We start from the raw sequence: 24,373 nt of genomic DNA, 5'->3' as shown, positions 1-24,373 counted from the left end.
TTTCTCCTGTTGAACTTTGGTCTTGTGACGGACTCCATTTAAGACGCCAGTTGTAAGGCACTTATTTCCACCACTCCACCCTTTGTTTCCGTTTGTAAGGAGGCCCCATGGACAGCGAAGAACTCTACCCCTGCGTCGGCATCTGCACGCCGGACCCGGATTCCGGCTATTGCCTGGGCTGCGGCCGCCCCCCGCTGGAGAGCCCGGGCATCGTCCATGAACCCGCCGGCATCCACGGGGGTGCGGAAAATGAAGAGGCCAGCCTCCGGGCGCCGGCCTCCTGATGCCCCAACAGGCCAATCACTGCTCGAAGAAGAACTGCTCCGCCCCGAAGGCCGGGCGTAGCTGGTCAAACCAGGTGGCCTCTGGATCGAAACGGGCAAAGAAGGGTTGCTGCACCCACTCGGGATTGCGGGCCTGGATGAAGCGCAGCACGAATACCTTTTCCCCAGCCACCTCGGTCACCCCCTGGATTTCCACCTTGCCGGGGCTGGCGCTCATGCTCGGTCCCCGGGCCGTGCGCCCCAGGCCGGAAACCCCCTGCACCGCCTGGCGATAGATTTCCCAGGCCCGCACCAGGGGCACCTCGAAGTAGTTCCTGGCCCCGGTATCCCGCTCCACGAACAGGTAGTAGGGCATCAGCCCCAGGCTGACCTGGGTATTCCACAGGCGGCGCCAGACCTGGGGATCGTCGTTGATGTGCGCCACCAGGGGACCCTGGCAACGGATCTGCACCCCCGTATCGCGCAGGCGGCGGATGGCTTCCCGCACGGCCGGGGTTTCCAGCTCCCGCCAGTGATTGAAGTGGGCCATCAAGGCCACGTGCTTGCCCCCTTGCTGCAGCCGCTCCAGAAGCCGGAGCAGATCATCGGCGTCTTCGGCCCCGAGGAAGCGGTGCGGCCAGAAGGACAGGGCCTTGGTGCCGATGCGCACGGTCTGGAGGTGGTCGAACTCCGGCGCCAGCAGGGGCTCCAGGTAGGTGGCCAGATGCTTGGTCTTCATCACCATGGGATCGCCGCCGGTGACGAGCAGGTCGGTGACTTCCGGATGGCTGCGCAGGTAACGCAGCAGGGCGGCGGACTCGCTGCTGGCAATACGCAGGGTCTTGTCCCCCACGAACTGGGCCCAGCGGAAGCAGAAGGTGCAGTAGGCATGACAGGTCTGCCCCTGGCAGGGGAAGAACAGCACGGTTTCCCGGTATTTGTGCTGGATGCCCTCCAGGCGGTTGCCCGCTTCGTCCGTAGGCATATTGAGCTCCATCTGCCCGGCCGGGTGGGGATTCAGCTCGGCCCGCACCTGGGCCACGGCCTCCTGCATCAGGGCCGGCTCGGCCCCGCCCCGGAGCAGATCGGCGATCAGGTCGAAATGGTGGGGTTCGAGCATGCCCCGCTGGGGAAAGGTGAGCTGGAAGATGGGATCGTCGGGCACCCGCTCCCAGTCGATCAATTCGTCGATCACGTACTGGTTCACCCGGAAAGGCAAGACGGTGGACACCACCTGCATGTCGAAGCGGAAGGCTGCGGGCAGCTGGCTCAGGGGAGCGATCCGCTCCAGATCCCGCTGGGTGTAGACCTGGAAAGGCTGGTGGGAAAACTGCCCGGCTGCGGGAGCCTGCAGGAGCCGGGGACGCACATGGGCATTCATGGCTTTCTCCTTCTCTTGGGGTCCGGCGGCGTGCAACTGGGGCGCCAATGGGCTGGCGCTGCCGGACACGGGTTCAATGGCTCCGAATTATAGTTACGACAATCTTTTTTATACAAATATATTTATGTAACAGTGATGAAACGTCGCCATGAACCGCGGAGGATCAGCGCCCCAGGAGCTGCTCTACCAGCCGCACCCAGTAGGTGATGCCCACCGGCAGAGCGTCGTCGTTGAAGTCGTAATGAGGATTGTGCAGGGTGCAGCCGCCGGTTCCCGGACCATTGCCCAGCCAGACATAGCAGCCCGGTTTTTCCCGCAGCATGTAGGCGAAGTCCTCGGCCCCCATGGAAGGCAGGGCATCGATCTGGACCTTGTCCTCGCCCAGGAAGCCGCGTGCCGCCCGGCGGCAGGCTTCGGTTTCGGGGGCCGTATTCACCGTGGGCGGGTAGCGGTGCTCGAAGCTCACCCCGATCTGGGCCCCGTAGGCGGAGGCCACGCCGCTGCAGAGGCGCTCGATAGAGCGCTCCACCAGCTCCTGGACCTCCGGCTTGAAGCTGCGGATGGTGCCACGCAGCACCGCCTCTTCGGGAATGATGTTCCAGGCGGAACCGGAGTGGAACTGGGTGACGCTGACCACTGCCGACTCGCAGGGATGCAGGTTGCGGGCCGTCACCGTCTGCAGGGCCTGGACCAGATGGCTGGCGGCGACGATGGTATCCACCCCCTGGTGCGGCATGGCCGCATGGCAGCCGTGGCCGCGCACCGTGACCTCGAAGCCGCAGGTGCCGGCCATCACCGGCCCTGGCATGATGGCCATCTCGCCCACGGGAATCCCGGGCCAGTTGTGCAGGCCATAGACGGATTCCACCGGGAATTTCTCGAACAGGCCGTCCTCGATCATCACCGCCGCGCCCCCCTCGGCTTCCTCGGCGGGCTGGAAGATGAAGGCCACCGTACCGTCGAAATCCGGGTGCTCGGCCAGATAGCGGGCCGCCCCCAGGAGCAGGGCGGTATGGCCGTCGTGGCCGCAGGCATGCATGCGGCCCGGGTGCTTGGAGTGATGGGGAAATTCGTTCAGTTCGTTGAGCGGCAGGGCGTCCATGTCGGCCCGCAGACCGATCATGCGCCGGCCGGAGCCGGCCCTGAGCAGGCCCACCACCCCGGTCCGGGCCAGGCCCCGATGCACTTCCAGGCCATAGCGCTCCAGTTCCCGGGCCACGATGTCGGCGGTCCGCTGCTCATGGAAAGCCAGTTCCGGATGGGCGTGGATGTCCCGACGCAGGGCGGCCAGTTCAGCGAGGAAGGGAATGTCGAGCAGTTTCATGGGTATCCGGCAGCAGCAAAACAGGCCCTTCATTATGCCTCGCCTTGCCCGGGAAGCGGTGCTTCGCTATGGTGCACCTTCCCGACTACGGCATTCACTCCCCATGGAACTCGTCCTCATCAGCGGCCTCTCCGGCTCCGGCAAATCCGTGGCCCTGCGCGTGCTGGAAGACCGGGGCTATTACTGCGTGGACAACATGCCGGTGGTGATGCTGGGGGTGCTGGTGAACCTGCTCGACGACGAAGGCGTCGCCCGGGCGGCCATCGCCATCGACGCCCGCTCCGGGGGCGGCATGGACAAACTGCCGGAACGGATCCAGCGGCTCCAGGAGCGGGAGCACAAGCTCACCTTCCTGTTCCTGGACGCCCAGGACGAGGTGTTGATCAAGCGTTTCTCCGAAACCCGCCGACGCCACCCCCTGGGCTCCGAGACCCGCACCCTGATGGAGGCCATAGGTGAGGAGCGGCGCCTGCTGCAGCCCATCACCGATCTGGGCCACCGCCTCGACACCTCCTACCTGAAACCCGCCGCCCTGCGGGAATGGGTGCTCCAGGCCACCGAGGCCCCCATCAACGAGGGACTCACCCTGCTGTTCCAGTCCTTCGGCTTCAAGCACGGTCTGCCCCAGGACGGGGACCTAGTGTTCGACGTGCGCTGTCTGCCCAACCCCTACTACGACCCGGAACTGCGCCCCCTGACCGGCAAGGACGAGCCGGTGGTGCAGTTCCTCGAAGCCGAGCCCCAGGTGCTGCAGATGCGCGAGGACATCCGCCGCTTCGTGGCCACCTGGCTGCCCGCCTACCAGAAGGACAACCGGGCCTACCTGACCGTGGCCATCGGCTGTACCGGCGGCCAGCACCGCTCGGTGTATCTGGCCGAATGGCTGGGCCGCCAGTTCAACGGCCAGGCCCCCCGGGTCCTGGTCCGGCACCGGACCCTGGCCGGCCAGGGTGGCTGAGCCCCGGCCCATGACCTGGCTGCGCCTGCTGCGCCCGGGGGACTGGCTGCTGGCCCTGGGCGCTGCCCTGGGAGTAGCCGCCAGCTTTCCCCTGCTCTGGCAGGGCGGCCAGGGGGACAAGGCGGTGGTGCGCCTGGAAGGCCAGGTCTTCATGGAAGTGGCCCTGGACAAACCCCGGGAGATCGTCGTCCCGGGCCCCCTGGGCCCGACCCGCATCCAGGTGGAAAAAGGGCGCGCCCGGGTGGCCGCCGACCCGGGCCTGCGTCAGTACTGCGTCCGCCAGGGCTGGCTCTCCCAGGCCGGGGAAATCGCCATCTGCGCCCCCAACCGGGTCAGCCTCGCCATTACCGGCAGCCAATCCCCCTATGACTCCCTCAGTTACTGAACTCAAGGTCGGCGCCGACGACGTGCGCATCGCCCGCCTGGCCGCCGCCGCGGTGGGCCTCTCCCTGGTAGACGCCGCCATTCCCATGCCCCTGCCCGGGGTCAAGCCCGGCCTGGCCAACATCGTCACCCTGATGGTGCTGGCCCGTTACGGCTGGAGCGCCGCCGCCTGGGTGAGCGGCCTCCGGGTCGTGGCCGGCAGCCTGCTCCTGGGCCAGTTCCTGGCCCCCGGCTTCTTTCTCAGCCTGACCGGCGCCATCACCAGCCTGGCCGTGCTGGCCCTGGCCCGCTGGCTACCCGGACGACTGTTCGGGCCGGTGAGCTGGAGCCTCCTGGCCAGCTTCGCCCACATCGCCGGACAACTGGCCCTGGCCCGGGTCTGGCTGATCCCCCACGACGGCCTGTTCCGCCTGGTCCCGGTCTTTGCCCTGGCCGCCCTGGTGTTCGGCATCATCAACGGCCTGGTGGTCTGCCGCCTGCTGCAGGAATTTCCCGAGGAAGCCCCCCATGAATCCCGTCCCTGAAACCGTCTGTCTCGCCTTTACCGGAGCCTCAGGCCTGCCCTACGGCCTGCGCCTGCTGGAATGCCTGCTGGGCGCCGGCCTGCGGGTGCAGTTGCTCTATTCCCAGGCCGCCCAGATCGTGGCCCGCCAGGAACTGGAACTGGAGCTGCCGGCCCGCCCCGCCGAGGCCCGGGCCATGCTGCTGGCCCGCTACCCGGACCTGCCCGGCTGCCTCGAAGTCTATGGCCGGGAGGAATGGTTCGCCCCGGTGGCCTCGGGCTCCAACCCCCCCGACGCCATGGTGATCTGCCCCTGCTCCATGGGCAGCCTGGCCGCCATCGCCCAGGGCCTGGCGGACAAGCTGATCGAGCGGGCCGCCGACGTGGTCCTCAAGGAAGGCCGGAAGCTGGTCCTGGTCCCCCGGGAAACCCCCTTCTCCGCCATCCACCTGGAAAACATGCTGCGCCTCAACCGGGCCGGCGCCGTGATCCTGCCGCCCAGCCCCGGCTTTTACCACCACCCCCGGCGGGTGGAGGACCTGGTGGATTTCGTCGTGGCCCGCATCCTCGACCAACTGCGGGTGCCCCACACCCTGATGGCCCGCTGGGGCGAAGCCGCGGCAACCGAGAACTGAACGGCCGGAGGCCTGCCGGCTTCAGGCCATTCAGGCCAGCTCGTCGAGCAAGCGCGCCACCGGCGCCGGCACCCCGGCCTGGCGGGCCTCCTCCAGGGGGAGGCGCACCAGCCCCGGCTCCCCGGCAAAGGCCGGCAGATGTTCCACCCGGCAAAGCAGGGGCTGGATTTCCAGGCGAAAGTGGGTGAACACATGCTCCCGGGGCGCCAGGGGCAGCAGCTCCCGGTCCGCCAGCCCCAGCCGGGGCAGCAGGTCCAGCCCCTCGGGCAGGGCCAGCAGACCGCCCCAGATGCCGGCGGAAGGCCGCCGCTGCAGCAGGATTTCCCGGCCATCGGTAAGCAGCAGGAACACCGCCTGGCGCCGGGGCTGGGCCCGGGCCGCCTTGGGGGTGGGCAGGCTGTCCTGCCGGCCCTGGGCCCGGGCCAGGCAGGTGGCCGCCAGGGGACAGGGCCCGCAGCGGGGATTGCGGCGCAAGCACAAGGTGGCGCCCAGATCCATCAGCCCCTGGGTATAGGCGCCCATCTCGGGAGAAGCCGGGAGCAGGGTCTCGGCCAGGCTCCAGAGACTTTTTTCCACCGCCCCCACAGGAACCCCCTCCACGGCAAAATGCCGGCACAGGACCCGCTTCACGTTCCCGTCCAGGATCGCTGCCCGCTCCCCGTAGGCAAAGGCGGCAATGGCCGCGGCCGTGGACCGGCCTATGCCCGGCAAGGCCGCCAGGCCCGCCGCCGTGTCCGGAAAGCGCCCCCCATGCTCCTGCACCACCCGGATGGCGCAGGCATGCAGGTTGCGGGCCCGGGCGTAGTAGCCCAGACCGGCCCAGAGGGCCAGAACCTCTTCCTGGGGCGCGGCGGCCAGGCTCGCCACATGGGGAAAACGCTCCAGGAAGCGCTGGAAGTAGCCCAGCACCGTGCTCACCTGGGTCTGCTGCAGCATGATCTCGGAAAGCCAGATGGGATAAGGGTCCCGCCCGCCCTGCCAGGGCAGGTCATGGCGCCCGGCCTGGCGCTGCCAGGCCACCACCCGGGCGGAAAAGGACGGGGCAGAGGCCCCGGTGATTGCATCCATAGGTCGACAACATTTCGCTAAGGGGCGGATAATACGCGCTTTTTTTCGCCCCCCCGCCATGACCGCCACCGTACTGCCTCCGGATCAGCCCGTCACCCCCGCCGGTTTCGACAGCCGCGCCTTCCGCAATGCCCTGGGCTGCTTTGCCACCGGAGTTGCGGTGGTCACCGCCCAGGGGCCCGACGGCGCCCTGATGGGGCTGACCATCAATTCCTTCAGCTCCGTCTCCCTGGAGCCGCCCCTGGTGCTGTGGAGCCTGGCCACCAGCTCTCCCAACCTGGAAGGCTTCCAGCGCGCCAGCCACTACGCGGTGAACATCCTTGCCCTGGAGCAGGAAGCCCTCTCCAACCACTTCGCCACCCGCCAGGAAGACAAGTTCTCCAGCATTCCCTGGACCCCCGGCCTGGGCGGCGCCCCCCTCCTGCCCGGCTGCCACGCCAGCTTTCAGATCCGCAACGAATTCCACTACCCCGGCGGCGACCACCTGATCTTCGTGGGCCACGTGGAACGCTTCGAAGCCAATCCCGGCATCCCTCCCCTGCTCTTCCACGGTGGCCGCTACCGGCAATTGCAGGCCTAAAAATTGCCTGCCTGACCATTGAACCCGGAGCCAAGGCAGCATACAATCCGCCTTCGCTTCACGCCGATGCCTCCGCCATTGGCCCAGAGCGGGCGTCGTATAATGGTAATACCCTAGCTTCCCAAGCTAGAGCCGTGGGTTCGATTCCCATCGCCCGCTCCACATCGAATTCTCTCAGGTCGTTGATCTGTAAAATAAAAAGCCAACCGAAGCCGGTTGGCTTTTTTGCTTTCTGCTCGAAAGAGCAGGTTACGATCCAGCCTTCTGCTGCCCGCCCAGCGCTCTCCTGGGCGGACCCTATTTCAGATCACGACTCCCTCCCCCACGGTTAAGCATGGAAATTCGGCTACCATCCCCAGTGCACCATCAATGTTGAATTCATAAACACACGTCCATCTCCACTTCATCATGTCCATTCCCGACTATCAGACCCTGATGCTGCCGCTCTTGCGCCTGGCTGCTGACGGCAGCGAGCATCGTTTCCGCGATGCGGTCGAGCAGCTGGCGGCCGAGTTCCAGTTGTCCGATCAAGAGCGCGCCACGATGCTTCCCAGCGGTACGGCACCCATGTTCGACAACCGGGTCGGGTGGGCCAAAACCTATCTCAAACAGGCAGGATTGATCGATACAACCCGACGCGGCTATTTCCGGATCACGCTGCGGGGAACGGAGCTTCTCGGAACCAATCCGGACCTGATCGACGCCTCCACGCTTGAAAATTATGAGGAATTTCGCGCATTCAGGTCGCGGCGGAGTGAGGAGAAAGGCGGGTTGCAGCCCGATCTCCCCACGACTTTGGCCCCTCTCTCTCCTGCATCGACAGTACCCGAGGCCACACCAGAGGAGCTGTTCTCGCAAGCCTATCAGCGGCTGCGCAGCAATCTGGAAGCAGAAGTACTGGAGCAGGTAAAGGCCGCCACGCCTGCCTTCTTCGAGCGCCTGGTCATCGATCTGCTGGTCGCCATGGGCTATGGAGGCTCGCGCCGGGACGCAGGAAAGGCGGTAGGCAGAAGCGGCGATGGCGGCATTGACGGGATCATCAAGGAAGACAAGCTCGGCCTCGACGTGATCTACGTACAGGCCAAACGTTGGGAGGGAACCGTCGGCCGCCCGGAAATCCAGAAATTCGCCGGAGCCCTTCAAGGCCAGCGTGCAAACAAGGGGGTCTTCATCACAACTTCCGGCTTCTCCCGAGAAGCACAGGAGTACGCGGGGATCATTCCTTCGAAGATCATCCTCATCGGGGGCGAACAGCTGGCAGCCCTGATGGTCGACCATAACGTCGGGGTATCTCCAGTCAGTCGCTTCGAAATCAAGCGGGTCGACTCGGATTACTTCGAGGGTGACTCAGTCTGAGCAGGTACTCTTTAGCCAGAGTCCGCTTCTTACCCACCAGCAGCCCCCAGGCCCCCGCCCCTCACGGCAGCATGAAGCGGCTTTTTTCCTCTGCCCGGGTGGCGGGGGCGTTCAGGGCGGCGACCTGGAACAGGATGGGTTGCGCTCCTGAAGGGTGCTGGCCGGCAGCAGTGGCGACGGTTACCGACACGGGCCGGATGCCTCCGGCGGCCACTTCGAAATCCCGTTCACCCACCAGTTCCAGGCCAGGGAGACCGGCCACGGAAATCCGGTAGGTGCGCGGCGTGTCGTCCAGGTTCATCAGCTTCAGGGTGTAGGCGTTCTCGATGCGGCCGTCGGCGGTTTCCCGCATCAGGACATGACGGTCCCGCAGCACGTCCACCAGGACCAGGGAGCGTTCGGCCAGGGTCCAGGCGCCGAGCAGGACGAATACCAGGAACAGGCTGCCATACACCGCCACCCGGGGCCGCAGGGGCGCCGGGCGGGGCGCGGCGGGAACGGCCAGTTCCTGCTCCGAGGCAAAGCGGATCAGACCCGGGGGCAGGCCCAGCTTGTCCATGACCTGGTTGCAGGCATCGATGCACAGACCGCAGTTGATGCACTGGTATTGCAGCCCGTCGCGGATGTCTATGCCCACCGGGCAGACCTGGACGCAGATGCCGCAATCGACACAGTCACCGCCAGCCTGACGGCCCGCCTGGCGGGGCTCGCCCCGTTGCCGGTCATAGGCCACGTTGCGGGTGGCCGGGTCGAACATCACCCCCTGGAAGCGGGAATAGGGGCACATGTGCTGGCAGACGGCCTCCCGGGCCAGTCCCGCCTGGACATAGGTGAAGGCGGCGTAGAACAGCAGCCAGAAGGCTTCCCAGGGGCCGACCTGGAACTGCGCCAGGGCCGGCAGCAGTTCCCGGATGGGGGTGAAGTAGCCCACGAAGGTAATCGCCGTGACCAGGGAAAAGCCCAGCCACAGGCCGTGCTTGAGGGATTTCAGCCGCCATTTCCGGGCACTGGCGGGGCTCTGGTCCAACTTGCGGCGGGCCAAGTGATCGCCTTCCACCCGGGCCTCCAGCCAGGTGAAGATGGCCGTATACACGGTCTGGGGGCAGGCAAAGCCGCAGAACAGCCGGCCGCCCAGGGCGGTGACCAGGAACAGGCCGGTGGCCGCCAGGATCAGCACCAGGGCCAGGAGCAGGGCGTCCTGGGGCCAGAGCACCAGGCCGAACAGGTAGAGCTTTTCGTGGGCGATGTCGAACAGGACCGCCTGACGCAGGCCTTCGGGCCCCTCCCACTGGAGCCAGCAGGCCCCGAAGAAGATGCCCTGGGTGATCCAGACCAGGGCCCAGCGCAGGCTGTTGAAAGGCCCCTGGACGGCCCTGGCGTGGATTTTCCCTTTCTGGCGGTAGAACTCCACCCGTGCTTCCCTGGCCTTGCTGCCGCTTGCTCCCATGTCCTGGCTCCTGTCTGATGATGGCCGCCAGTAAATCATCGGGGGCCAGACAGGAACAGATTCAGATCAGCGTATTTTTCATAGGCACAGATCCCCCCTGCAACTGCCGGGCCAGCAGCCGCCCCAGGGTTGCCAGGGCAGCCTCCTGACGCGCTTCCCGATCCGGATGGCCGAAGTTGAGGCGCAGGTAATTGGCAAACTCCCGCCGCGGGGAAAAGATCGGCCCCGGGGCGATGCTGATGCCGCAGGCCAGAGCATCCTGCAGGAGCTGCAGGGTATCCGCCGCCTCCGGCAGCTCCAGCCACAGGAAATAGCCGCCCCGGGGCCGGGCCAGGCGGGTGCCTTCCGGAAAATGGCGGGCCACTCCGGCGGCCAGCGCCGCTTCCTGGACCGCCAGGCGCTGGCGCAACTGGCGCAGATGGGCTTCGTAGGCGCCGTGCTTGAGATAGTCGGCCAGGGCAATCTGCACCGGGACCGTGGTGGCCAGGCTACTGGCCAGCTTCTGCCGCTGCAGCTGGCGGGCATAGCGTCCGGCGGCCACCCAGCCGAGCCGGTAGCCCGGGGCCAGGCACTTGGAAAAGGAGGACACGTGCAGCACCAGCCCGTCCGTGTCGCTGCTCTTGCTACAAGCCGGAGGCCGGGGATCGAAATAGAGCTCCCCATAGACGTCGTCCTCGATCAGGGGAACCTGGTGGCGCCGCAGCAATTCCACCAGGGCGGCCTTGGCCGCGTCCGTCACCTGGCTGCCGGTGGGATTGGCGAAGTTGAGCATGAACAGGCAGGCCTTGACCGGGTGCTCCTCCAGAACCCGGGCCAGGGCCGTCAGGCTCACTCCTTCCCGGGGATGGCTGGGAATTTCCACCACCTGCAGCCCCAGCCGTTCGGCCGCCTGGAGGCCGGCATAGAAGGTGGGGGATTCCACCGCGATCAGGTCCCCGGGCCGGGTCACCGCCTGCAGGCAGAGGTTGAGGCCCTCCATGGCCCCCGAGGTGATGACGATCTCCTGGGGCGACACCTGGGCCCCCCGGGCCAGATAGCGCAGGGCCAGCTGGCGGCGCAGTTCCTCGTTGCCGGGAGGCAGGTCGGAAAGGGTGGAGGCCGGGTCGAAGCGGCGGGCGGCACTGGCCAGATGCCGGCCCAGCTTGTCGAAGGGAAAGAGCGTCGGGGAAGGAAAGCTGGAACCCAGGGGCACGATGGCCGGGTCCCTGACGCTGTCGAGGATCTGGAAGATGAAGTCACTCACCTGCAGGGCCGTGGATACCGACTCAGGCCGGGTCATGTGGGGTTCCGGCAGGCCCAGGCGGGCGCGCACGAAGTAGCCAGACTTGGGCCTGGCCTCCACCAGCCCCTGACTTTCGAGCAGGTGATAGGCCTGGGTGACGGTGATCGGGCTTACCCCATGGCTGCGGCACACCTGGCGCACCGATGGCAGGCGCTCCCCGGCGCGGAGGATGCCCTGGGTGATCAGGCTGGCGGTCTGGGCGGCAAGGTCTTGGTAAAGGCTCACCCGCCCATGCTAGCAGGAGCCGGGAACGGGCTCCATTCAAGGCTGCTGGCCCTATCGATAATCGACTATTGCGAATATATTGACGAATCGTCCCGACGCCCCGCCGGCCGCTCCGCCCCAAACCGCTTGCCCGGCCAGGACGACTGCAGGATTCACAAGAAAAGACCTCACGGGAGAACTCGAGAATGAAAAATCTGCGCCTGAGCACCCTGCTCATCCTTGGCTTCGGCATCACGCTGGTGGTACTGCTGATCGTCGGCTCCTTCGCCGTCTTCAGCGAAAACCAGACCAAGCAGGACGTGGCCGAGCTGGCCGACCGGCGCCTGCCCGCCACCGCCACCTACGGCAACATCAACCTGGAACGGCTGCGCATCCGGGCCCAGACCCTCAACCTGCTGGCCCTCAAGGGACACTCCCAGGACGCCCAGGAACTGCTGACCCGGATCAGCAAGGAACGCCAGGCCTCCTGGAACACCATAGACCGTCTGCAGGGGGAACTGGCTGCCCTGCCCCGGGAGAGCCCTGAAGCCCAGGCCCAGTACACCGCCCTGCTGGGAGCTCTGGACAACTGGCGCAAGACCTACGTCGCTCTTGATGCCACGGTGGAGCAGCTCAAGAGCGCCGGCCCGGCGGAGTTCGCCGCCCTGATGGCGGATTACGAGCGCCATTACAAGACCATGCTGCCCGCCTCCAACGCCCTGGGCACCCTGCTTGATGAAATGGCCCAGCGTCAGCTCAAGGAGGCTCTGGAATTTTCCCGGGAAGCCTCGGCCACGGCCAACCAGGCCATCGTGCTGACCGTGATCCTGGTGATCATCGGCCTCCTGGTGGGTGCCGCCACCGGCCTGCTGATCTACCGTTCGGTCATGGGCCAGCTGGGAGGCGAACCGGCCTACGCCAGCGCCACCCTGGCCCGGGTGGCCCATGGGGACCTGTCGGTCCGCATCGAGCTGCGCCCCGGGGACGACAGCAGCCTGCTGCATTCCCTCCACTACATGGTGGAGCAACTCAGGAAGATGATCGACACCATCGGCACCAGCTCCCAGCACATCGCCACCGCCAGCGAACAGCTCTCGGGCAACGCCGGCAGCATCGCCGAAGCCAGCGAGGAACAATCCCGGGCCGCCTCCTCCATGGCCGCTTCGGTGGAAGAAATGACCGTGAGCATCGCCCACGTCTCCGACTCGGCCGGGGACGCCCGGCACATGGCCGAACTTTCCGGACAGGCTTCCCGGGAAGGCAAGGCCGTGATCGAACAGGTGGTCGGCAACATCCAGGACATGGCCAGCTCCGTCTCCGCCGCCGCCGAGGTGGTACGGGAACTGGGCCACCACACCCGGGAGATTTCCTCCGTCGTCGGCCTGATCAAGGAAGTTGCCGAACAGACCAACCTGCTGGCCCTCAATGCCGCCATTGAAGCAGCCCGGGCCGGGGAACAGGGCCGCGGCTTCGCGGTGGTGGCCGACGAGGTGCGCAAGCTCGCGGAACGCACCTCGGCCTCGACCCAGGACATCACCCGCATCGTCGACAAGATCACTTCCGGCACGGGTCAGGCGGTCGCCAGCATGGAGCACCAGGTGACGGCCGTGCACTCCAGCATCGAGCTGGCCGGCAAGGCGGGCGAAGCCATCGCCACCATCGACAGCTCCTCGGCCCAGGTGATCAACTCCGTCTCGGATATCTCCATCGCCCTGGGGGAACAGTCCTCGGCCAGCACCGAGATTGCCAAAAACGTGGAGCAGATCGCCAACATGAGCGAAACCAACAGCATCGCCGTGCGCCAGTCGGCCACGGCCGCCCAGAGCCTCTCCAGCCGCGCCGCCAGCCTGCAGGAAGTGGTGCGCCAGTTCAAGCTGTAAACCAGGACTGGGGGGCTGGTGAGCCAGCCCCGGCAGGGACCGGACGCCCACAGCAAAACGGCCTCCATTGCTGGAGGCCGTTTGAATTCTGGTGGGTTGTCACAGATTCGAACTGTGACCTACGGATTAAGAAACCCTGATTTATATTTTACAAATCAATTCGTTAGCCCGCCAATCCTCGCCAAGAACCGCCGAAAGGCGGTTTTTTCATCACGGTCAGCAATCGGCCAAGAGCGGACCAAGGGAAAGTGCTTTTAAGCCACCATTGTGAAGCGTCTTTGTGCACATTGGAGCCTTGATATTCCATTTGGTTCACGGCACGATCCGGGCATGAAGATACTTTTTCTACAGCTTCGTTATGCCTCAGAAGCCATGCGAGCCACGCTAGTCATCATCGTTTCGTTGTTCTTCACTTCATCCGCAGCACTTGCGCAGGAGGGATACGCGCACGGAGCTGATCACTGCTACTACTTCGAAGCGCCGCATGGATGGGTTATGGACAATCGAGCGCTTGCCTCCCAAGGGGTACCAATGGTCTTTTATCCCGCGGGCACGACATGGGCTTCGGCCGATGTTGCCATCTACACGCGCCCCTCGTCGCAAGCGCGGCAGGCTGCTGATCCAATTCGCGCCCAAGTTAAAGAAGTGTTGTCTATGTATAAGGCCGCGTCTCAGCGCATAAAGGCCAAGAAGGCCGAAACCATTGCCACAAAGGCTGGCGCCAAAGGCGAGTTGTGGGCCTTCACGGGTTATGCCAACGGAGGAGCCGAACTCGTTGTGTACTTTCTGGGTCGCCAGACCGTCAACTACTTCGTTGCGCAGGTGCCCGAAGGTGCTGATGTTCAGCAAAGTCGGCGGGTTTTGGTCGAGCTGGCAACAAGCTACCGAGAGTCTGCCGACTGCAAACCCTGCGCAGGTGGTGCGTCATGCATACCGATCAACTGAGGCATAACCCTGCGGACCACCGGACACTGCGCGATAAAACCGCGCAGCACCGGTGACCTCCACGTTATGCCCCATGAATCCTACTCACCTTGAACTCGTTCGCAATTTGATTCCGCTCTGGCATGCCAATATGGCCTGGGCAAAGGTGCTCTTAACTAGCGCGTTCGGGCTAACTGACCCGCAAGAAATCCTACGCCCCGAAAGGCGGGGAATTCACCAGGTCCCCGGAACGGTTTGGTTTATCCGTACGCATGGCATAGGCGTAGACCTCTTCAAAACACCGGATGTCGGTGGCATCGATTTTGACTTCGACAAGCCCAACCCCGACGAGTGGCGTTTGAAGATCTTTTTCGAGAAGCAACTAAACGACGGGCAGTTGCCATATCAGCAGTATCGTGAGCTTGCCGAAGATGAAGAACTCTTGGGCCAAGTCATTCGAGAGGTACTGCATGTGGCATAACACTACATATATGGCCCCCCGGAAATCAGGGAAACTAAACGATAGGGCAGCACCGCCTTGCCCGGCTGCAGGGTACTCGTCACCTGCTGGGAACAGCAGGAACATGGGTTTCCAGCATCGCCAGGCGGGAACGTCTTGTGATGAACTGAAAGATTTGGGCGGCTGGAAGTCGCGGCAGATGGTGGATCGTTACGCGAAATACGCCACGGAGCATTTGGCCTTGGCGGCAGCGCGGATTGAAACACCGCCGGAAACACCGAAGAGTCCTGAGTCTGGGCCCAAGGGAAGTACGGGAAAGGTCATTACTTTCCCCACGTTTTCCTCACGCTCCCAAATGAAAATGGCCTAGCCCGTAGGCTAAGCCATTGAATTTTGGTGGGTTGTCACAGATTCGAACTGTGGACCTACGGATTAAGAGTCCGCTGCTCTACCAACTGAGCTAACAACCCATCTCGAAGCAGATGCTTGCGAGAGAGCGCGCATGATACAGAACCTGCGCGTTTGCTGCAACACTTTTTCCGATTATTTGGTGGGTCGGGCGAGATTCGAACTCGCGACCAACGGATTAAAAGTCCGCTGCTCTACCGACTGAGCTACCGACCCGGAACCGGAAAAGTCCGCGATTATAGGAGCAGGGCGCCCCCCCGTCAATGCGGAAAACTGCAAAAGCCCTTAAAAATCAGGCTTCGGAATTCATCAGCCGCCAATACTGGTATTTCAGGGCCAGCCAGCCGCCCAGGACGATGGCGGCAAAGGTGAGCAGGGAGCCCAGGGCCAGGGTGGAAATTCCCGTGATCCCCTGCCCCACGGAACAGCCCATGGCGGTGACGCCGCCAAAACCCATGAGTACGGCGCCGATCAGGTGGTTGGCGGTATCTTCCGCATCCCGGAAGCCTTCCCAGCGGAAACTGCGGCTCCCCAGGGCGTAGGCGGCGGAACCGCAGATGACCCCGAGCACCGAAGCGATGGCGAAGGTGACCTTGCGGCTGGCATCGGACCAGAACATCAACAGTTCCATGGTGTAGGCCTGGGGCGCCACGAAGGTGAGGGACTCCATGCGTCCGGAGTTGGTGGCGATGAAGGCCTCCTCCAGGGTCTCCGGGTCCTCGGGCAGATACCCCAGGTGGCCGCTGACATACCAGCAGGCCACCACCAGCAGGCCGGTACCCAGGCCGGCCAGCAGGTTGTCCAGGGTCCAGAAATCGCGCCGGGCCAGGACGAAAGCCAGGAGCCCGCCCCCCAGCACCAAGGCAGAGAGGGCCAGGGCCGTGCTTGGCGCCAGCCCCAGGGCGGCTTCCAGCAGGCTGGGCAGGTCCTGCCCCCCATCCAGGGTGATGGCCGCCTGCTCCAGCACATTGACGCGGAACACGCCCAGGATGCCGCGCATGGTGACATAGGCGGAAATGGCGAGCACCAGCATCACCACCAGGGATTTCAGGTTGCCGCCCCCCACCCGGATCAGGGTTTTGGAGCCGCAGCCGGAGGCCAGCACCATGCCGATTCCGAAAGTGAGGCCGCCGACGATGTAGGCCAGCCAGGTGAAGTTGGCGCCCCGGTAAATGCTCTTGTCCAGGTCGATCAGGCCCAGGGCATGCAGGGCGGCGCTGCCCAGGACCGCCACGGCGATGGCCAGCAGCCACTGGCGCATGCGGCTCCAGTCCTGCATGTTCACGATGTCGGAGATGGCCCCCATGGTGCAGAAGTGGGTGCGTTGGCCGATCAGCCCGAACAGGAAGGCGGCGGCAAAGGCCAGCCAGAGGATGGCGTCGTGGGAAAGGGCGTTGCTTGCGGCGTCCATGAAGCGCTCCGGCAGGGGTCAGGTCCGATAGGGGGTGGGGTCCGGCAGCCCGGCGGCGGCGAAGCCTTCCTGGCGCAGCCGGCAGGAATCGCAGCAGCCGCAGGCCCGGCCGGCGTCGTCGGCCTGGTAGCAGGACACGGTGAGGCTGTAATCCACACCCAGGGCATGGCCCATCTGGATGATGCGGGACTTGGAGAGCTGCATCAGGGGGGCGTGGATGCTCAGCCTGTTGCCTTCGACACCGGCCTTGGTGGCCAGGTTCGCCATGGTTTCAAAAGCGGCGATGTACTCGGGACGGCAGTCCGGGTAGCCGGAATAGTCCACCGCATTGACGCCCACAAAGATGTCCCGGCTGCCCAGCACCTCGGCCCAGGCCAGGGCCAGGGAAAGCATGATGGTGTTGCGGGCCGGCACGTAGGTGATGGGAATGCCCGGCTGCACCCCATCCACGGGCACATCGAGGCGGGTGTCGGTGAGGGCGGAACCGCCGAACTGGGCCAGATCCAGCTTCAGCACCCGGTGCTCGGCAGCCCCCAGGGCGGCGGCCACCCGGGCGGCGGCGTGCAGTTCGGCCCGGTGCCGCTGGCCATAGTCGAAGGACAGGCAGTAGGCGGCGAAGCCCAGACGCCCGGCTTCGGCCAGGCAGGTGGCGGAATCGAGTCCGCCCGAGAGGAGAACGACAGCTTTGGCTTGCATGATGGGGGCGGAATATAACGTTTTTGGCAGGCCGGGAAAACCGCGGCTTGCCGGGATTGACTCAGCCCCGGCTCAGGTATTCCAGTTCCCGGTTGAGCAGGGATTCATCACCCAGGTTGAGCTCCACCAGGCGGCGCAGGTGGGTGATGCTGTCCAGGTCGATCTCGACGCAGCGCAGGCCGGTTTCCTGACCCTGGCGGTGGGCCACCTGGGCTTCCATGCGGATGCCCTCGCCGTTGGCCCCCAGGGCCACCCGGAGGGTGCAGCGCTGCCCCTCGCGCAGGTCCAGGGGAACTTCGGCCTGCACCAGGGCCCCCTTGAGGGACAGGTCCAGGACTTCGACGGAACATTCGCCGCCGGGAAAGAACAGCCGGCCCGGGGTGTTGAACTGGATGCGGGAAAAATGCCGACGATTGGTTTCCATGCTGCCTCCGGAGAGCCTATTTTCCCTGCATGTTACCCCAGAGCAGCTTGTGCAGCTGCATCTGGAAACGCACCGGAAGACCGTCGGCAATGATCCATTCGGCCAGCTCCCGGGGCTCCAGCTGCCCCTGGGCCGGCGACAGCAGGATGGGGCAGCGGCCAGGCAGGCCGTGGTCGGCGATGCGGGCCCGGGCCCAGTCGTAATCTTCCCGGGAAGCGATGATGATCTTCAGCTCGTCCCGGGGCCCCAGGCATTCCAGGTTTTCCCAGCGATTGCGCGCCACTTCGCCGGAACCCGGGGCCTTGAGGTCCACGATGCGGGAAACCCGGGCATCCACGGGGCTGATGTCCAGGGCGCCGGAGGTTTCCAGGGAAACGTCGTAGCCCCAGTCGCACAGGGCCGTGAGCAGGTCCAGGCAGGATTTCTGGGCCAGGGGTTCGCCCCCGGTGACGCAGACCTGGCGGGAGGGGAACGCCGCCACCCGTTCCAGGACCTCGTCCAGAGTCAGGCTCTGGCCGCCGGTGAAGGCGTAGGTGGTGTCGCACCAGGTGCAGCGCAGGGGGCAGCCGGTGAGGCGCACGAACACCGTGGGCAGCCCCACCCGGGTGGCTTCACCCTGGAGGGAGAAAAAGATCTCGCTGACCCGCAGCGAGATCCTGGTGATCACAGGCAGGTTCACGGCTTACTTGCCAAGCCGTTGCTTGGCCTGGGCGGCCGCCTGGGAATTGGGGTACTTCTCGACGATGTTGCCCAGGGTGCGCTTGGCCGCGGCCACGTTGCCCCAGTCCCGCTGGCAGTTGGCTATGGCGATCATGGCATCGGGGGCCCGGACCGAATCGGGCCAGCGGGTGGTCACCACCAGCTGGGCATCGATGGCCTGCTTGCACTGATGCTGGGCGTACCAGGAATTGCCGAGCCAGAACTGGGCGTTGGGCGCCATGTCGCTGTTGGGATGCTCGGCCACGAAATTCTCGAAGGCGCTGGCGGCCTCCTTGTACTTGCCGGCCTTGAACAGGTTCAGGGCGCTTTCATAGGCCTTGGATTCGGCTACCGGATCGGCAGACCGGGCAGCACCGCCGGGGGCGGCACCGGCACCTTCGCCACCAGGGGCCGCAGCTGCGCCAGGAGCGGCCGGTTCCAGCTTACGCAGGCGCCCGTCCAGGTCCAGGTAGAGATCCTGCTGGCGCTTCTTGGCCTGTTCGTTCTCGTAGGTGAGGGTTTCCAGCTGACCCCGCAGGCGCGCCAGTTCCTCGCGCAGGCCCATGATCTGGGTGGCGAGTTCGAGCTGGCCCTTGGCCTGGGTATCGAGCTTTTCTTCCGTATGCTTCTTCAGGTCGATGACCTGCTGACGGGCCTCCGCGTCATCGAAGAGGCCCGCCCGGGCCGCCGGTGCGGCCAGCAGGGTGCACAGCAGGACTGCGGGCAGTACCGGGCGGCGCAGCATGATCAGAACTCGCCGACGTAGAGGATGTCAGCCCGGCGGTTTTCAGCCCAGGCTTCTTCCCCATGGCCCTCGGCCTTGGGCTTTTCCTCGCCCAGGCTGACGGACTCGATCTGGTCCTCACGCACGCCCAGCAGCACCATCATCTGCTTCACGCCGTCGGCGCGCTTCTGGCCCAGGGAGAGGTTGTACTCGCGGCTGCCCCGTTCGTCGGTGTTGCCCTGGATCAGGATCTTGAACTGACGGTTTTCCACCAGGAACTTGGCGTGGGCATTGACCAGGGCGCGGTACTGCTCGGACACGTCGTAACGGTCCAGGGCGAAGTAGATGCTGCGCTTGGAGAGGATGCTCTTGGGATCGGTGAGCACGGCGGGCAGCTTGGTGCCCTTAGCGTCGGCAACATCGACACGGGCCACGCCGGCGTTGGGATCACGGTTTTCCACGGGGGCGCCGCCCTCACCGTCGCCGGTGGTGCCACAACCGGTCAGAGCCAGGGCTACGGCCACGGAGGCCAGGGAAATCTTGATGCTGTTTTTCATGGGTTTTGCTCCATCTGCAAGGTTTTAGTTATTTGGTGAAAGGACCCCAGGCGGGTTCCCGTACATCGCCCGCCGCTACCGACAGACGCTGTTTGATGCGGCCGTCGGCGGAAACCGCCGACAGCACTCCCCGGCCGCCGACTTCCGTCGCCAGGACGATCATGCGGCTGTTGGGGGCGAAACTGGGAGACTCATCCTTGTAGGAATCCGAGAGCACCTGCACCTGGCGGCTGGACAGGTCCATGATGGCCAGCTGGAAGCGCCCTTCGCGGCGGGCGATGAAGGCCAGGCTCTTGCCATCGGGAGAAGGACGGGGCGAAACGTTGTAACTACCCTCGAAGGTGACCCGCTCGGGGCTGCCGCCACTGGCGGAGACCCGGTAGATCTGGGGGCTGCCGCCCCGGTCGGAGGTGAAGTAGACGTAGGCCCCGTCGGGAGAGAACTGGGGTTCGGTATCGATACCGGCGGAAGAAGTGAGGCGCATCGGGGAGCCGCCGCCGGCACCGATGGTGTAGACCTGGGAACTGCCATCCTTGGTGAGCACGATGGCTAGCCGGCTGCCGTCCGGGGACCAGGCCGGGGCCGAGTTGGAGCCCTTGAAGTTGGCCACCACCTGGCGTTTGCCGGTGGCCAGGGAGTGCACGAAGATGATGGGCTTCTTGTTCTCGAAGGAGACGTAGGCGATGCGGCTGCCGTCGGGGGACCAGGCCGGGGAGATGATGGGCTCCCGGGAAACCAGAGCGGTCTGGGCGTTCTGGCCGTCGGAGTCAGCGATCTGCAGCTCGTAGCGGCCACCGGACTTGAGCACGTAGGCGATGCGGGTGGAGAACACGCCCCGCTCGCCGGTCAGCTTTTCGTAGATGTAGTCGGCGATGCGGTGGCCGGCAGCCCGCAGCTGGGGCGTGGCGGTCAGGTAGGCGGCACCGCCCAGGTTGCTCTGGCGATTCACGTCATAGAGCCGGAAGCGGGCTTCCATGCGGCCATCGGGGCTGCGTCCCAGGCTGCCGGCGGAGAGGGCGTCGGCGCCCCGGGCCTTCCAGGCACCGAAGTCTATGGGCGAGCTTTCGGTCAGGGCGGCGCCGCCGGTATCCACCAGCTTGAACAGGCCGCTGCGTTCCAGGTCGCCGCGCACCACGGTGGTGAGGGCGCGGCCGGAACCGGCATCACCGCCGAAATCGGCGATGGCCACGGGAATCTGGTTGGCACCGGCACCGGTGATTTCAATGGAAAGCTGGGCCTGGGCCAGGCTGCCCCAGCACAGCAGGGCGGTGGCGACGAGGCGGGTCGCCAGGCGACGGGTGTTGGGCAAGTTCATGTTCTTCAAGGGCATTTTCAAGTCCGGCGATTATACAGGGGCCGCCCCGGGGGAAAAGTCATTGTTCATGGGGGCGGTACTTGATTTCCAGGATGCGCTGGAACACGGCGGGATCATCGGGCTTGGGCAGGGGCGAGGACTTCAGCAGGGCCCGCTCGATGGCGGCATCCAGGGCCCCGTTGCCGCTGGAGCGCTTGAGCCGCACACCGATCACCTCGCAGGTGGGCAGCAGGGTGACTTCGAAGACCGCTTCGGGATTGCCCTGGATGCCCGGGGGCAGCACCACATTGCCGCGCACCTTGCCGACGATCTTGCCGACCCAGGTGCTCTCGGCGCTCTTGCGCCCCGCCGCCTTCTGGTCCGCATCGGCCATTGCCCGCAGCTGCTCTTCCCGGCTGGCCTTGGTCTGGGATTCGGTGCTGGTGCGGCTGGGCTTTTCCTGCTCCAGCAGGTCCTTCCAGGGGTCCTTGGGAGGCTCGGGCTTTTTCGGCTCGGGCTTCTTTTCCGGCTTGGGTTCCGGCTTTTTCGGTTCGGGCTTGGGCTCGGGTTTGGGTTCCGGCTTGGGCTTGGGTTCCGGTTTCTTGTCTTCCTTCTTCACCGCGATGTCGGGCTTGACCACGGGCTTGGGCTCCGGTTTCGGTTCCACCCTGGGCTCGGGCTTCGGTTCCGGTTTGGGCTCAGGCCTGGGCTGCTCCCTCGGCGGCGGCGGGGGCGGCGGCAGGGAGGTGGCCTGGCGCGGCACCGGGGACCAGAGCTCCACTTCCACGGCGGCCTGTTCGGTCTTCCACTGCACCCCCAGGAACAGGGCCACCGCCAGCAGCAGGTGCACGGCGATGGCAAGGGCCAGGGCCTTGCCCTTGCCGGGTTCCTGGTGTGCGGGCTGGATCATTTGCGCGTGGTTTCCAGGCCCACCCGCTTGAAGCCCAGGGCCTTGATCTCATCCAGGGCCGCCAGCACCGATTCGTAGCTGGCCTTCTTGTCGCCGGCCACCAGCACGGCGGCCTCGGGATTCTTCTCCTGCTCCTGGCGCAGCAGCTCGGCCAGCTCCCCCTTGTCCACAGTCCGGGGTTTGCCGCTGCTGCCCAGCAGGGTCAGGTCGCCATGGGCGCCGACACTGACCTTGAGCGGATTTTCCGGCGGCGTGTTGGCCTGCCCGACGCTGGGCAGATCCACGGAGCCGGTCTGCATCATCGGGGTGGCCACCATGAAGATGACCAGCAGCACCAGCATCACGTCGATGTAGGGCACCACGTTGATTTCGTTCTTGAGGCGGCGGGCGCGGCGCATGGCTTATCTCATCTGCCGCTGCAGGATGTTGGAGAACTCTTCCATGAAGGATTCGTAACGGGTGGCGAGCCGGTCGATGTCATGGGAGAAGCGGTTGTAGGCGAGCACGGCGGGAATCGCGGCAAAGAGGCCGATGGCCGTGGCCACCAGGGCTTCGGCGATGCCGGGGGCCACCGAGGAGAGGGTGGCCTGGCCCACGTTACCCAGGGCCCGGAAGGCATGCATGATGCCCCAGACGGTGCCGAACAGGCCGATGTAGGGGGAGACGGAGCCCACCGAGGCGAGGAAGGCCAAGTGGGCTTCCAGGGCGTCCAGCTCGCGCTGGTAGGTGGCGCGCATGGCCCGGCGGGAGCCGTCGATCACGTCGCTGGCCTCCAGGCCCTTCTGACCCTTCAGCTTGGTGAATTCCCGGAAGCCGGCTTCGAAAATGCGCTCCATGCTGCCGGCGTGGTGCCGGTCATTGACGGCGCTGTTGTAGAGGCTGTTCAGGTCGCCCCCGGACCAGAAATCCCGTTCGAAGGTCTCGGTCTTCTTGCGCGAATCCCGCACCGCGAACCACTTCATGAAGATGTAGTACCAGGACATGAAGGAGACCCCGGCCAGGAGGGCCATCACGGCCTGGACCACGGCGCTGGCTTGGAGAATCAGGTGCAGGATGGACATATCCTGGGTGACGTTCATTGCAGGGACTCCAGTTTTTGCCGCAGCCAGTCAGGAATGGCCGTGGATTTCATCTTGTGGGGATCGACGCAGACGATCTGCACGGTGGCGGTGGCCAGTTCCTCATCGCCCCGGCGCACGTGCTGGCGGAATACCACCTGGGCCCGGCCCAGTTTTTCCACCTCCAGCCCGACGCTGAGCAGATCGTCCAGGCGGGCCGGTTTCAGGTACTGGAGGCTGACGCTGCCGACCACGAACACGATGGCGTGGTCCCGGGCCAGTTCGGACTGGTCGTAGCCCAGGGTACGCACCCACTCGGTGCGGCAGCGCTCGAAGAATTTCAGGTAATTGGCGTAATACACGACGCCAGCCGCATCCGTATCCTCGTAATACACCCGCACGGGAATGCAGAAAGCGTTGGCTTTGGGCTCGTATTTCATGGCCGGGAATTTTACCCCAGGGGAAAAGGGCCTAATTGTAATGATTTGTTGCACTGCAGAAAGCGCCGATTTTTCCCGGCCCGCCACGGGCTTGCCCTCCGGCGCTCAGGCCCGCTCCCAGAACGGGGGCGAACCGATGCGTTCGGCCAGGTAATCCGCCAGCACCCGCACCCGGTGGGGCAGGTAGCGGTGCCCGGGAAACAGGGCGTGGATGTCCAGTTCGGGCAGGGGAAAATCGGGCAGCAGCTGCAGCAGCCGCCCGGCGCGCACCGCCTCGGCGGTGATGAAAGTGGGCTGGCAGGTGATGCCCAGGCCCCGTTCCGCCGCCTCCAGCAGGGCATCGCCGTTGTTGGCCTGGAAGCGGCCCCGCACCGGCACACTGCGCCAGACCCCATCGATCAGGAAGGTCCAGCTCGACTGGGGCGCCAGGGTGTAACCCAGACATTGATGCTCCAGCAGCGCTTCGGGCCGGGCCGGGTGACCGTGGCGCTCCAGGTAGGCAGGTGCGGCCACCACCGCCATGCGGCTGGTCCCCAGACGCCGGGCGACGCTGCCCGGGTCCAGCCGGGTGCTGACCCGCAGGGCCAGGTCGAAGCCCTCCTCCACCAGGTTCACCCGCCGGTCCGAAAACTCCAGCACCACCTCCACTTCCGGGTACAGGCCGGCAAAGTCGGCCAGCAGGGGCATCAGCCGGCGCAGGCCCAGGCTCATGGGCAGGGACATGCGGATCACGCCCCGGGGGGCCTGGCGCTCCCCGGCCAGATCCCCCTCCGCCGCCGCCACCAGGCCCAGGATGTCGCGGCATTTTTCCAGGTAGGCGGCCCCCTCGGGGGTCAGATGCAGGCTGCGGGTGCTGCGGGTCAGGAGCTTCACCCCCAGGTGCGCTTCCAGGGCGGCGATCTGCCGGGTCACCACCGAACGGGCCAGGTTGAGGCGCTCGGCCACGGCAGCAAAGCTGCCGGCTTCCGCCACCCGCACAAAGGTTTCCATCGCCAGCAAACGGTCCATCATTCCACTTTCAGCAACAATGAATTCTCCATTGGCAGCTATTTTAAGCCGGCAGAGCCCCTTACAGTGCAGCCATCTCCACTGCCCAGGCTGCCT

At 65.4% G+C, this 24,373-nt stretch carries 27 protein-coding genes and 3 tRNA genes; 11 read left to right on the top strand and 19 right to left on the bottom strand.

The genetic code is table 11. The features are described from left to right. Positions 1-107: 107 nt before the first annotated feature. Positions 108-284, top strand: coding sequence for a DUF1289 domain-containing protein (locus G474_RS22760; protein WP_084513699.1), 177 nt, complete (start codon positions 108-110; stop codon positions 282-284). Positions 285-300: 16 nt separating this feature from the next. On the opposite strand, the gene G474_RS0110000 is transcribed toward G474_RS22760, so the two are convergent. Next, positions 301-1,644 carry a KamA family radical SAM protein gene (locus G474_RS0110000; protein WP_026686852.1) on the bottom strand — a complete coding sequence of 448 codons (1,344 nt, stop codon included), beginning with the start codon at positions 1,642-1,644 and terminating at the stop codon, positions 301-303. 163 nt (positions 1,645-1,807) lie between these two features. Then, positions 1,808-2,968: a M20 aminoacylase family protein gene (locus G474_RS0109995; RefSeq protein ID WP_026686851.1), complete on the bottom strand. Its 1,161-nt coding sequence runs from the start codon at positions 2,966-2,968 to the stop codon at positions 1,808-1,810. A 103-nt stretch (positions 2,969-3,071) separates the two neighbouring features. Here G474_RS0109995 and rapZ point away from each other — a divergent pair, with 103 nt between their 5' ends. From rapZ to G474_RS0109975, 4 genes are read left to right on the top strand one after another with little or no spacing between them, the layout of a single operon-like run. Next, positions 3,072-3,926, top strand: coding sequence for an RNase adapter RapZ (gene rapZ, locus G474_RS0109990; protein ID WP_026686850.1), 855 nt, complete (start codon positions 3,072-3,074; stop codon positions 3,924-3,926). Positions 3,927-3,936: 10 nt separating this feature from the next. After that, on the top strand, positions 3,937-4,311 hold the full coding sequence (locus G474_RS0109985) for a NusG domain II-containing protein (RefSeq protein WP_026686849.1): 375 nt from the start codon (positions 3,937-3,939) through the stop codon (positions 4,309-4,311). After that, on the top strand, positions 4,292-4,834 hold the full coding sequence (locus G474_RS20365; RefSeq protein ID WP_026686848.1) for a Gx transporter family protein: 543 nt from the start codon (positions 4,292-4,294) through the stop codon (positions 4,832-4,834). The genes G474_RS0109985 and G474_RS20365 overlap by 20 nt, the downstream gene beginning before the upstream one ends. Then, positions 4,818-5,447, top strand: coding sequence for a flavin prenyltransferase UbiX (locus G474_RS0109975; RefSeq protein ID WP_026686847.1), 630 nt, complete (start codon positions 4,818-4,820; stop codon positions 5,445-5,447). Before G474_RS20365 ends, G474_RS0109975 begins: the two co-directional genes overlap by 17 nt. Before the next feature lie 30 nt (positions 5,448-5,477). Here the strand turns inward: G474_RS0109975 and mutY are convergent, their stop codons facing one another. Next, positions 5,478-6,515 (bottom strand): A/G-specific adenine glycosylase, encoded by a 1,038-nt coding sequence (mutY, locus tag G474_RS0109970; protein ID WP_026686846.1) that lies wholly within the window; start codon positions 6,513-6,515, stop codon positions 5,478-5,480. A 58-nt stretch (positions 6,516-6,573) separates the two neighbouring features. On the opposite strand from mutY, the gene G474_RS20360 reads away from it, so the two are divergent. The 3 genes from G474_RS20360 to G474_RS0109955 all read left to right on the top strand — a co-directional run bounded on the left by G474_RS20360 (position 6,574) and on the right by G474_RS0109955 (position 8,451). Then, complete coding sequence (locus tag G474_RS20360; protein WP_051282202.1) at positions 6,574-7,095, top strand: flavin reductase family protein; 522 nt, start codon at positions 6,574-6,576, stop codon at positions 7,093-7,095. An 88-nt stretch (positions 7,096-7,183) separates the two neighbouring features. Then, a tRNA-Gly gene (locus G474_RS0109960) sits at positions 7,184-7,257 on the top strand. Positions 7,258-7,503: 246 nt separating this feature from the next. Next, the gene (locus G474_RS0109955; RefSeq protein ID WP_026686845.1) at positions 7,504-8,451 is read left to right on the top strand and encodes a restriction endonuclease; all 948 of its coding nucleotides are present in this window, start codon (positions 7,504-7,506) and stop codon (positions 8,449-8,451) included. Positions 8,452-8,512: 61 nt separating this feature from the next. Here G474_RS0109955 and ccoG read toward each other — a convergent pair whose 3' ends face one another. Together ccoG and G474_RS0109945 are read right to left on the bottom strand one after the other, a co-directional pair. Further along, positions 8,513-9,898, bottom strand: a complete 1,386-nt coding sequence (gene ccoG / locus G474_RS0109950; protein WP_026686844.1) for a cytochrome c oxidase accessory protein CcoG — start codon at positions 9,896-9,898, stop codon at positions 8,513-8,515. Between the two features lie 61 nt (positions 9,899-9,959). Then, complete coding sequence (locus G474_RS0109945; RefSeq protein WP_026686843.1) at positions 9,960-11,405, bottom strand: aminotransferase-like domain-containing protein; 1,446 nt, start codon at positions 11,403-11,405, stop codon at positions 9,960-9,962. A 185-nt stretch (positions 11,406-11,590) separates the two neighbouring features. On the opposite strand from G474_RS0109945, the gene G474_RS0109940 reads away from it, so the two are divergent. From G474_RS0109940 to G474_RS0109930, 3 genes are all read left to right on the top strand, one after another. After that, positions 11,591-13,264, top strand: a complete 1,674-nt coding sequence (locus tag G474_RS0109940) for a methyl-accepting chemotaxis protein (protein ID WP_026686842.1) — start codon at positions 11,591-11,593, stop codon at positions 13,262-13,264. A gap of 330 nt (positions 13,265-13,594) precedes the next feature. Further along, positions 13,595-14,209: a hypothetical protein gene (locus tag G474_RS0109935; RefSeq protein ID WP_026686841.1), complete on the top strand. Its 615-nt coding sequence runs from the start codon at positions 13,595-13,597 to the stop codon at positions 14,207-14,209. A gap of 73 nt (positions 14,210-14,282) precedes the next feature. After that, a complete protein-coding gene (locus G474_RS0109930; RefSeq protein WP_026686840.1) occupies positions 14,283-14,669 on the top strand; it encodes a DUF6896 domain-containing protein in 387 nt (128 codons plus the stop codon). A 373-nt stretch (positions 14,670-15,042) separates the two neighbouring features. Here the strand turns inward: G474_RS0109930 and G474_RS0109925 are convergent. The 14 genes from G474_RS0109925 to G474_RS0109860 form a co-directional block, all read right to left on the bottom strand. After that, a tRNA-Lys gene (locus G474_RS0109925) sits at positions 15,043-15,118 on the bottom strand. A gap of 78 nt (positions 15,119-15,196) precedes the next feature. After that, a tRNA-Lys gene (locus G474_RS0109920) sits at positions 15,197-15,272 on the bottom strand. A 76-nt stretch (positions 15,273-15,348) separates the two neighbouring features. Next, positions 15,349-16,467 carry a YeeE/YedE family protein gene (locus G474_RS0109915; protein WP_026686839.1) on the bottom strand — a complete coding sequence of 373 codons (1,119 nt, stop codon included), beginning with the start codon at positions 16,465-16,467 and terminating at the stop codon, positions 15,349-15,351. An 18-nt stretch (positions 16,468-16,485) separates the two neighbouring features. Further along, positions 16,486-17,163 (bottom strand): 7-cyano-7-deazaguanine synthase QueC, encoded by a 678-nt coding sequence (gene queC, locus G474_RS0109910; protein WP_026686838.1) that lies wholly within the window; start codon positions 17,161-17,163, stop codon positions 16,486-16,488. A 61-nt stretch (positions 17,164-17,224) separates the two neighbouring features. Continuing rightward, complete coding sequence (locus tag G474_RS0109905) at positions 17,225-17,587, bottom strand: PilZ domain-containing protein (RefSeq protein WP_026686837.1); 363 nt, start codon at positions 17,585-17,587, stop codon at positions 17,225-17,227. A gap of 16 nt (positions 17,588-17,603) precedes the next feature. Then, on the bottom strand, positions 17,604-18,266 hold the full coding sequence (gene queE, locus G474_RS0109900; RefSeq protein ID WP_043463956.1) for a 7-carboxy-7-deazaguanine synthase QueE: 663 nt from the start codon (positions 18,264-18,266) through the stop codon (positions 17,604-17,606). 3 nt (positions 18,267-18,269) lie between these two features. Beyond that, positions 18,270-19,031, bottom strand: coding sequence for a tol-pal system protein YbgF (gene ybgF, locus G474_RS0109895; RefSeq protein WP_026686835.1), 762 nt, complete (start codon positions 19,029-19,031; stop codon positions 18,270-18,272). Between the two features lie 2 nt (positions 19,032-19,033). Continuing rightward, on the bottom strand, positions 19,034-19,567 hold the full coding sequence (gene pal / locus G474_RS0109890) for a peptidoglycan-associated lipoprotein Pal (protein ID WP_051282201.1): 534 nt from the start codon (positions 19,565-19,567) through the stop codon (positions 19,034-19,036). 28 nt (positions 19,568-19,595) lie between these two features. After that, the gene (tolB, locus tag G474_RS0109885) at positions 19,596-20,897 is read right to left on the bottom strand and encodes a Tol-Pal system beta propeller repeat protein TolB (protein ID WP_245589340.1); all 1,302 of its coding nucleotides are present in this window, start codon (positions 20,895-20,897) and stop codon (positions 19,596-19,598) included. A 43-nt stretch (positions 20,898-20,940) separates the two neighbouring features. Then, positions 20,941-21,771 (bottom strand): energy transducer TonB, encoded by an 831-nt coding sequence (locus G474_RS0109880; protein ID WP_026686832.1) that lies wholly within the window; start codon positions 21,769-21,771, stop codon positions 20,941-20,943. Then, positions 21,768-22,169: a protein TolR gene (gene tolR, locus G474_RS0109875; RefSeq protein WP_026686831.1), complete on the bottom strand. Its 402-nt coding sequence runs from the start codon at positions 22,167-22,169 to the stop codon at positions 21,768-21,770. The genes G474_RS0109880 and tolR overlap by 4 nt, the downstream gene beginning before the upstream one ends. A 3-nt stretch (positions 22,170-22,172) precedes the next feature. Then, positions 22,173-22,850: a protein TolQ gene (tolQ, locus tag G474_RS0109870; protein ID WP_026686830.1), complete on the bottom strand. Its 678-nt coding sequence runs from the start codon at positions 22,848-22,850 to the stop codon at positions 22,173-22,175. Beyond that, entirely contained in the window at positions 22,847-23,269 is a 423-nt protein-coding gene (gene ybgC, locus G474_RS0109865) for a tol-pal system-associated acyl-CoA thioesterase (RefSeq protein ID WP_026686829.1), read from the bottom strand. The genes tolQ and ybgC overlap by 4 nt, the downstream gene beginning before the upstream one ends. A gap of 105 nt (positions 23,270-23,374) precedes the next feature. After that, positions 23,375-24,280 (bottom strand): LysR family transcriptional regulator, encoded by a 906-nt coding sequence (locus G474_RS0109860; RefSeq protein WP_245589339.1) that lies wholly within the window; start codon positions 24,278-24,280, stop codon positions 23,375-23,377. Positions 24,281-24,373 lie beyond the last annotated feature (93 nt).

This window comes from Azovibrio restrictus DSM 23866 (assembly GCF_000429665.1).
In the GTDB taxonomy this organism is placed as follows: domain Bacteria; phylum Pseudomonadota; class Gammaproteobacteria; order Burkholderiales; family Rhodocyclaceae; genus Azovibrio; species Azovibrio restrictus.
The sequence above is the reverse complement of the archived record's forward strand: the minus strand, read 5'-3'. Positions and strand labels throughout refer to the sequence as shown.

Coding starts and splice junctions, on each gene's coding strand:
- G474_RS22760 (WP_084513699.1), top strand. CDS start 108: ATGGACAGCGAAGAACTCTACCCCTGCGTCGGCATCTGCACGCCGGAC.
- G474_RS0110000 (WP_026686852.1), bottom strand. CDS start 1,644: ATGAATGCCCATGTGCGTCCCCGGCTCCTGCAGGCTCCCGCAGCCGGG.
- G474_RS0109995 (WP_026686851.1), bottom strand. CDS start 2,968: ATGAAACTGCTCGACATTCCCTTCCTCGCTGAACTGGCCGCCCTGCGT.
- rapZ (WP_026686850.1), top strand. CDS start 3,072: ATGGAACTCGTCCTCATCAGCGGCCTCTCCGGCTCCGGCAAATCCGTG.
- G474_RS0109985 (WP_026686849.1), top strand. CDS start 3,937: ATGACCTGGCTGCGCCTGCTGCGCCCGGGGGACTGGCTGCTGGCCCTG.
- G474_RS20365 (WP_026686848.1), top strand. CDS start 4,292: ATGACTCCCTCAGTTACTGAACTCAAGGTCGGCGCCGACGACGTGCGC.
- G474_RS0109975 (WP_026686847.1), top strand. CDS start 4,818: ATGAATCCCGTCCCTGAAACCGTCTGTCTCGCCTTTACCGGAGCCTCA.
- mutY (WP_026686846.1), bottom strand. CDS start 6,515: ATGGATGCAATCACCGGGGCCTCTGCCCCGTCCTTTTCCGCCCGGGTG.
- G474_RS20360 (WP_051282202.1), top strand. CDS start 6,574: ATGACCGCCACCGTACTGCCTCCGGATCAGCCCGTCACCCCCGCCGGT.
- G474_RS0109955 (WP_026686845.1), top strand. CDS start 7,504: ATGTCCATTCCCGACTATCAGACCCTGATGCTGCCGCTCTTGCGCCTG.
- ccoG (WP_026686844.1), bottom strand. CDS start 9,898: ATGGGAGCAAGCGGCAGCAAGGCCAGGGAAGCACGGGTGGAGTTCTAC.
- G474_RS0109940 (WP_026686842.1), top strand. CDS start 11,591: ATGAAAAATCTGCGCCTGAGCACCCTGCTCATCCTTGGCTTCGGCATC.
- G474_RS0109935 (WP_026686841.1), top strand. CDS start 13,595: ATGAAGATACTTTTTCTACAGCTTCGTTATGCCTCAGAAGCCATGCGA.
- G474_RS0109930 (WP_026686840.1), top strand. CDS start 14,283: ATGAATCCTACTCACCTTGAACTCGTTCGCAATTTGATTCCGCTCTGG.
- G474_RS0109915 (WP_026686839.1), bottom strand. CDS start 16,467: ATGGACGCCGCAAGCAACGCCCTTTCCCACGACGCCATCCTCTGGCTG.
- queC (WP_026686838.1), bottom strand. CDS start 17,163: ATGCAAGCCAAAGCTGTCGTTCTCCTCTCGGGCGGACTCGATTCCGCC.
- G474_RS0109905 (WP_026686837.1), bottom strand. CDS start 17,587: ATGGAAACCAATCGTCGGCATTTTTCCCGCATCCAGTTCAACACCCCG.
- ybgF (WP_026686835.1), bottom strand. CDS start 19,031: ATGCTGCGCCGCCCGGTACTGCCCGCAGTCCTGCTGTGCACCCTGCTG.
- pal (WP_051282201.1), bottom strand. CDS start 19,567: ATGAAAAACAGCATCAAGATTTCCCTGGCCTCCGTGGCCGTAGCCCTG.
- tolB (WP_245589340.1), bottom strand. CDS start 20,897: ATGCCCTTGAAGAACATGAACTTGCCCAACACCCGTCGCCTGGCGACC.
- G474_RS0109880 (WP_026686832.1), bottom strand. CDS start 21,771: ATGATCCAGCCCGCACACCAGGAACCCGGCAAGGGCAAGGCCCTGGCC.
- tolR (WP_026686831.1), bottom strand. CDS start 22,169: ATGCGCCGCGCCCGCCGCCTCAAGAACGAAATCAACGTGGTGCCCTAC.
- tolQ (WP_026686830.1), bottom strand. CDS start 22,850: ATGAACGTCACCCAGGATATGTCCATCCTGCACCTGATTCTCCAAGCC.
- ybgC (WP_026686829.1), bottom strand. CDS start 23,269: ATGAAATACGAGCCCAAAGCCAACGCTTTCTGCATTCCCGTGCGGGTG.
- G474_RS0109860 (WP_245589339.1), bottom strand. CDS start 24,280: ATGATGGACCGTTTGCTGGCGATGGAAACCTTTGTGCGGGTGGCGGAA.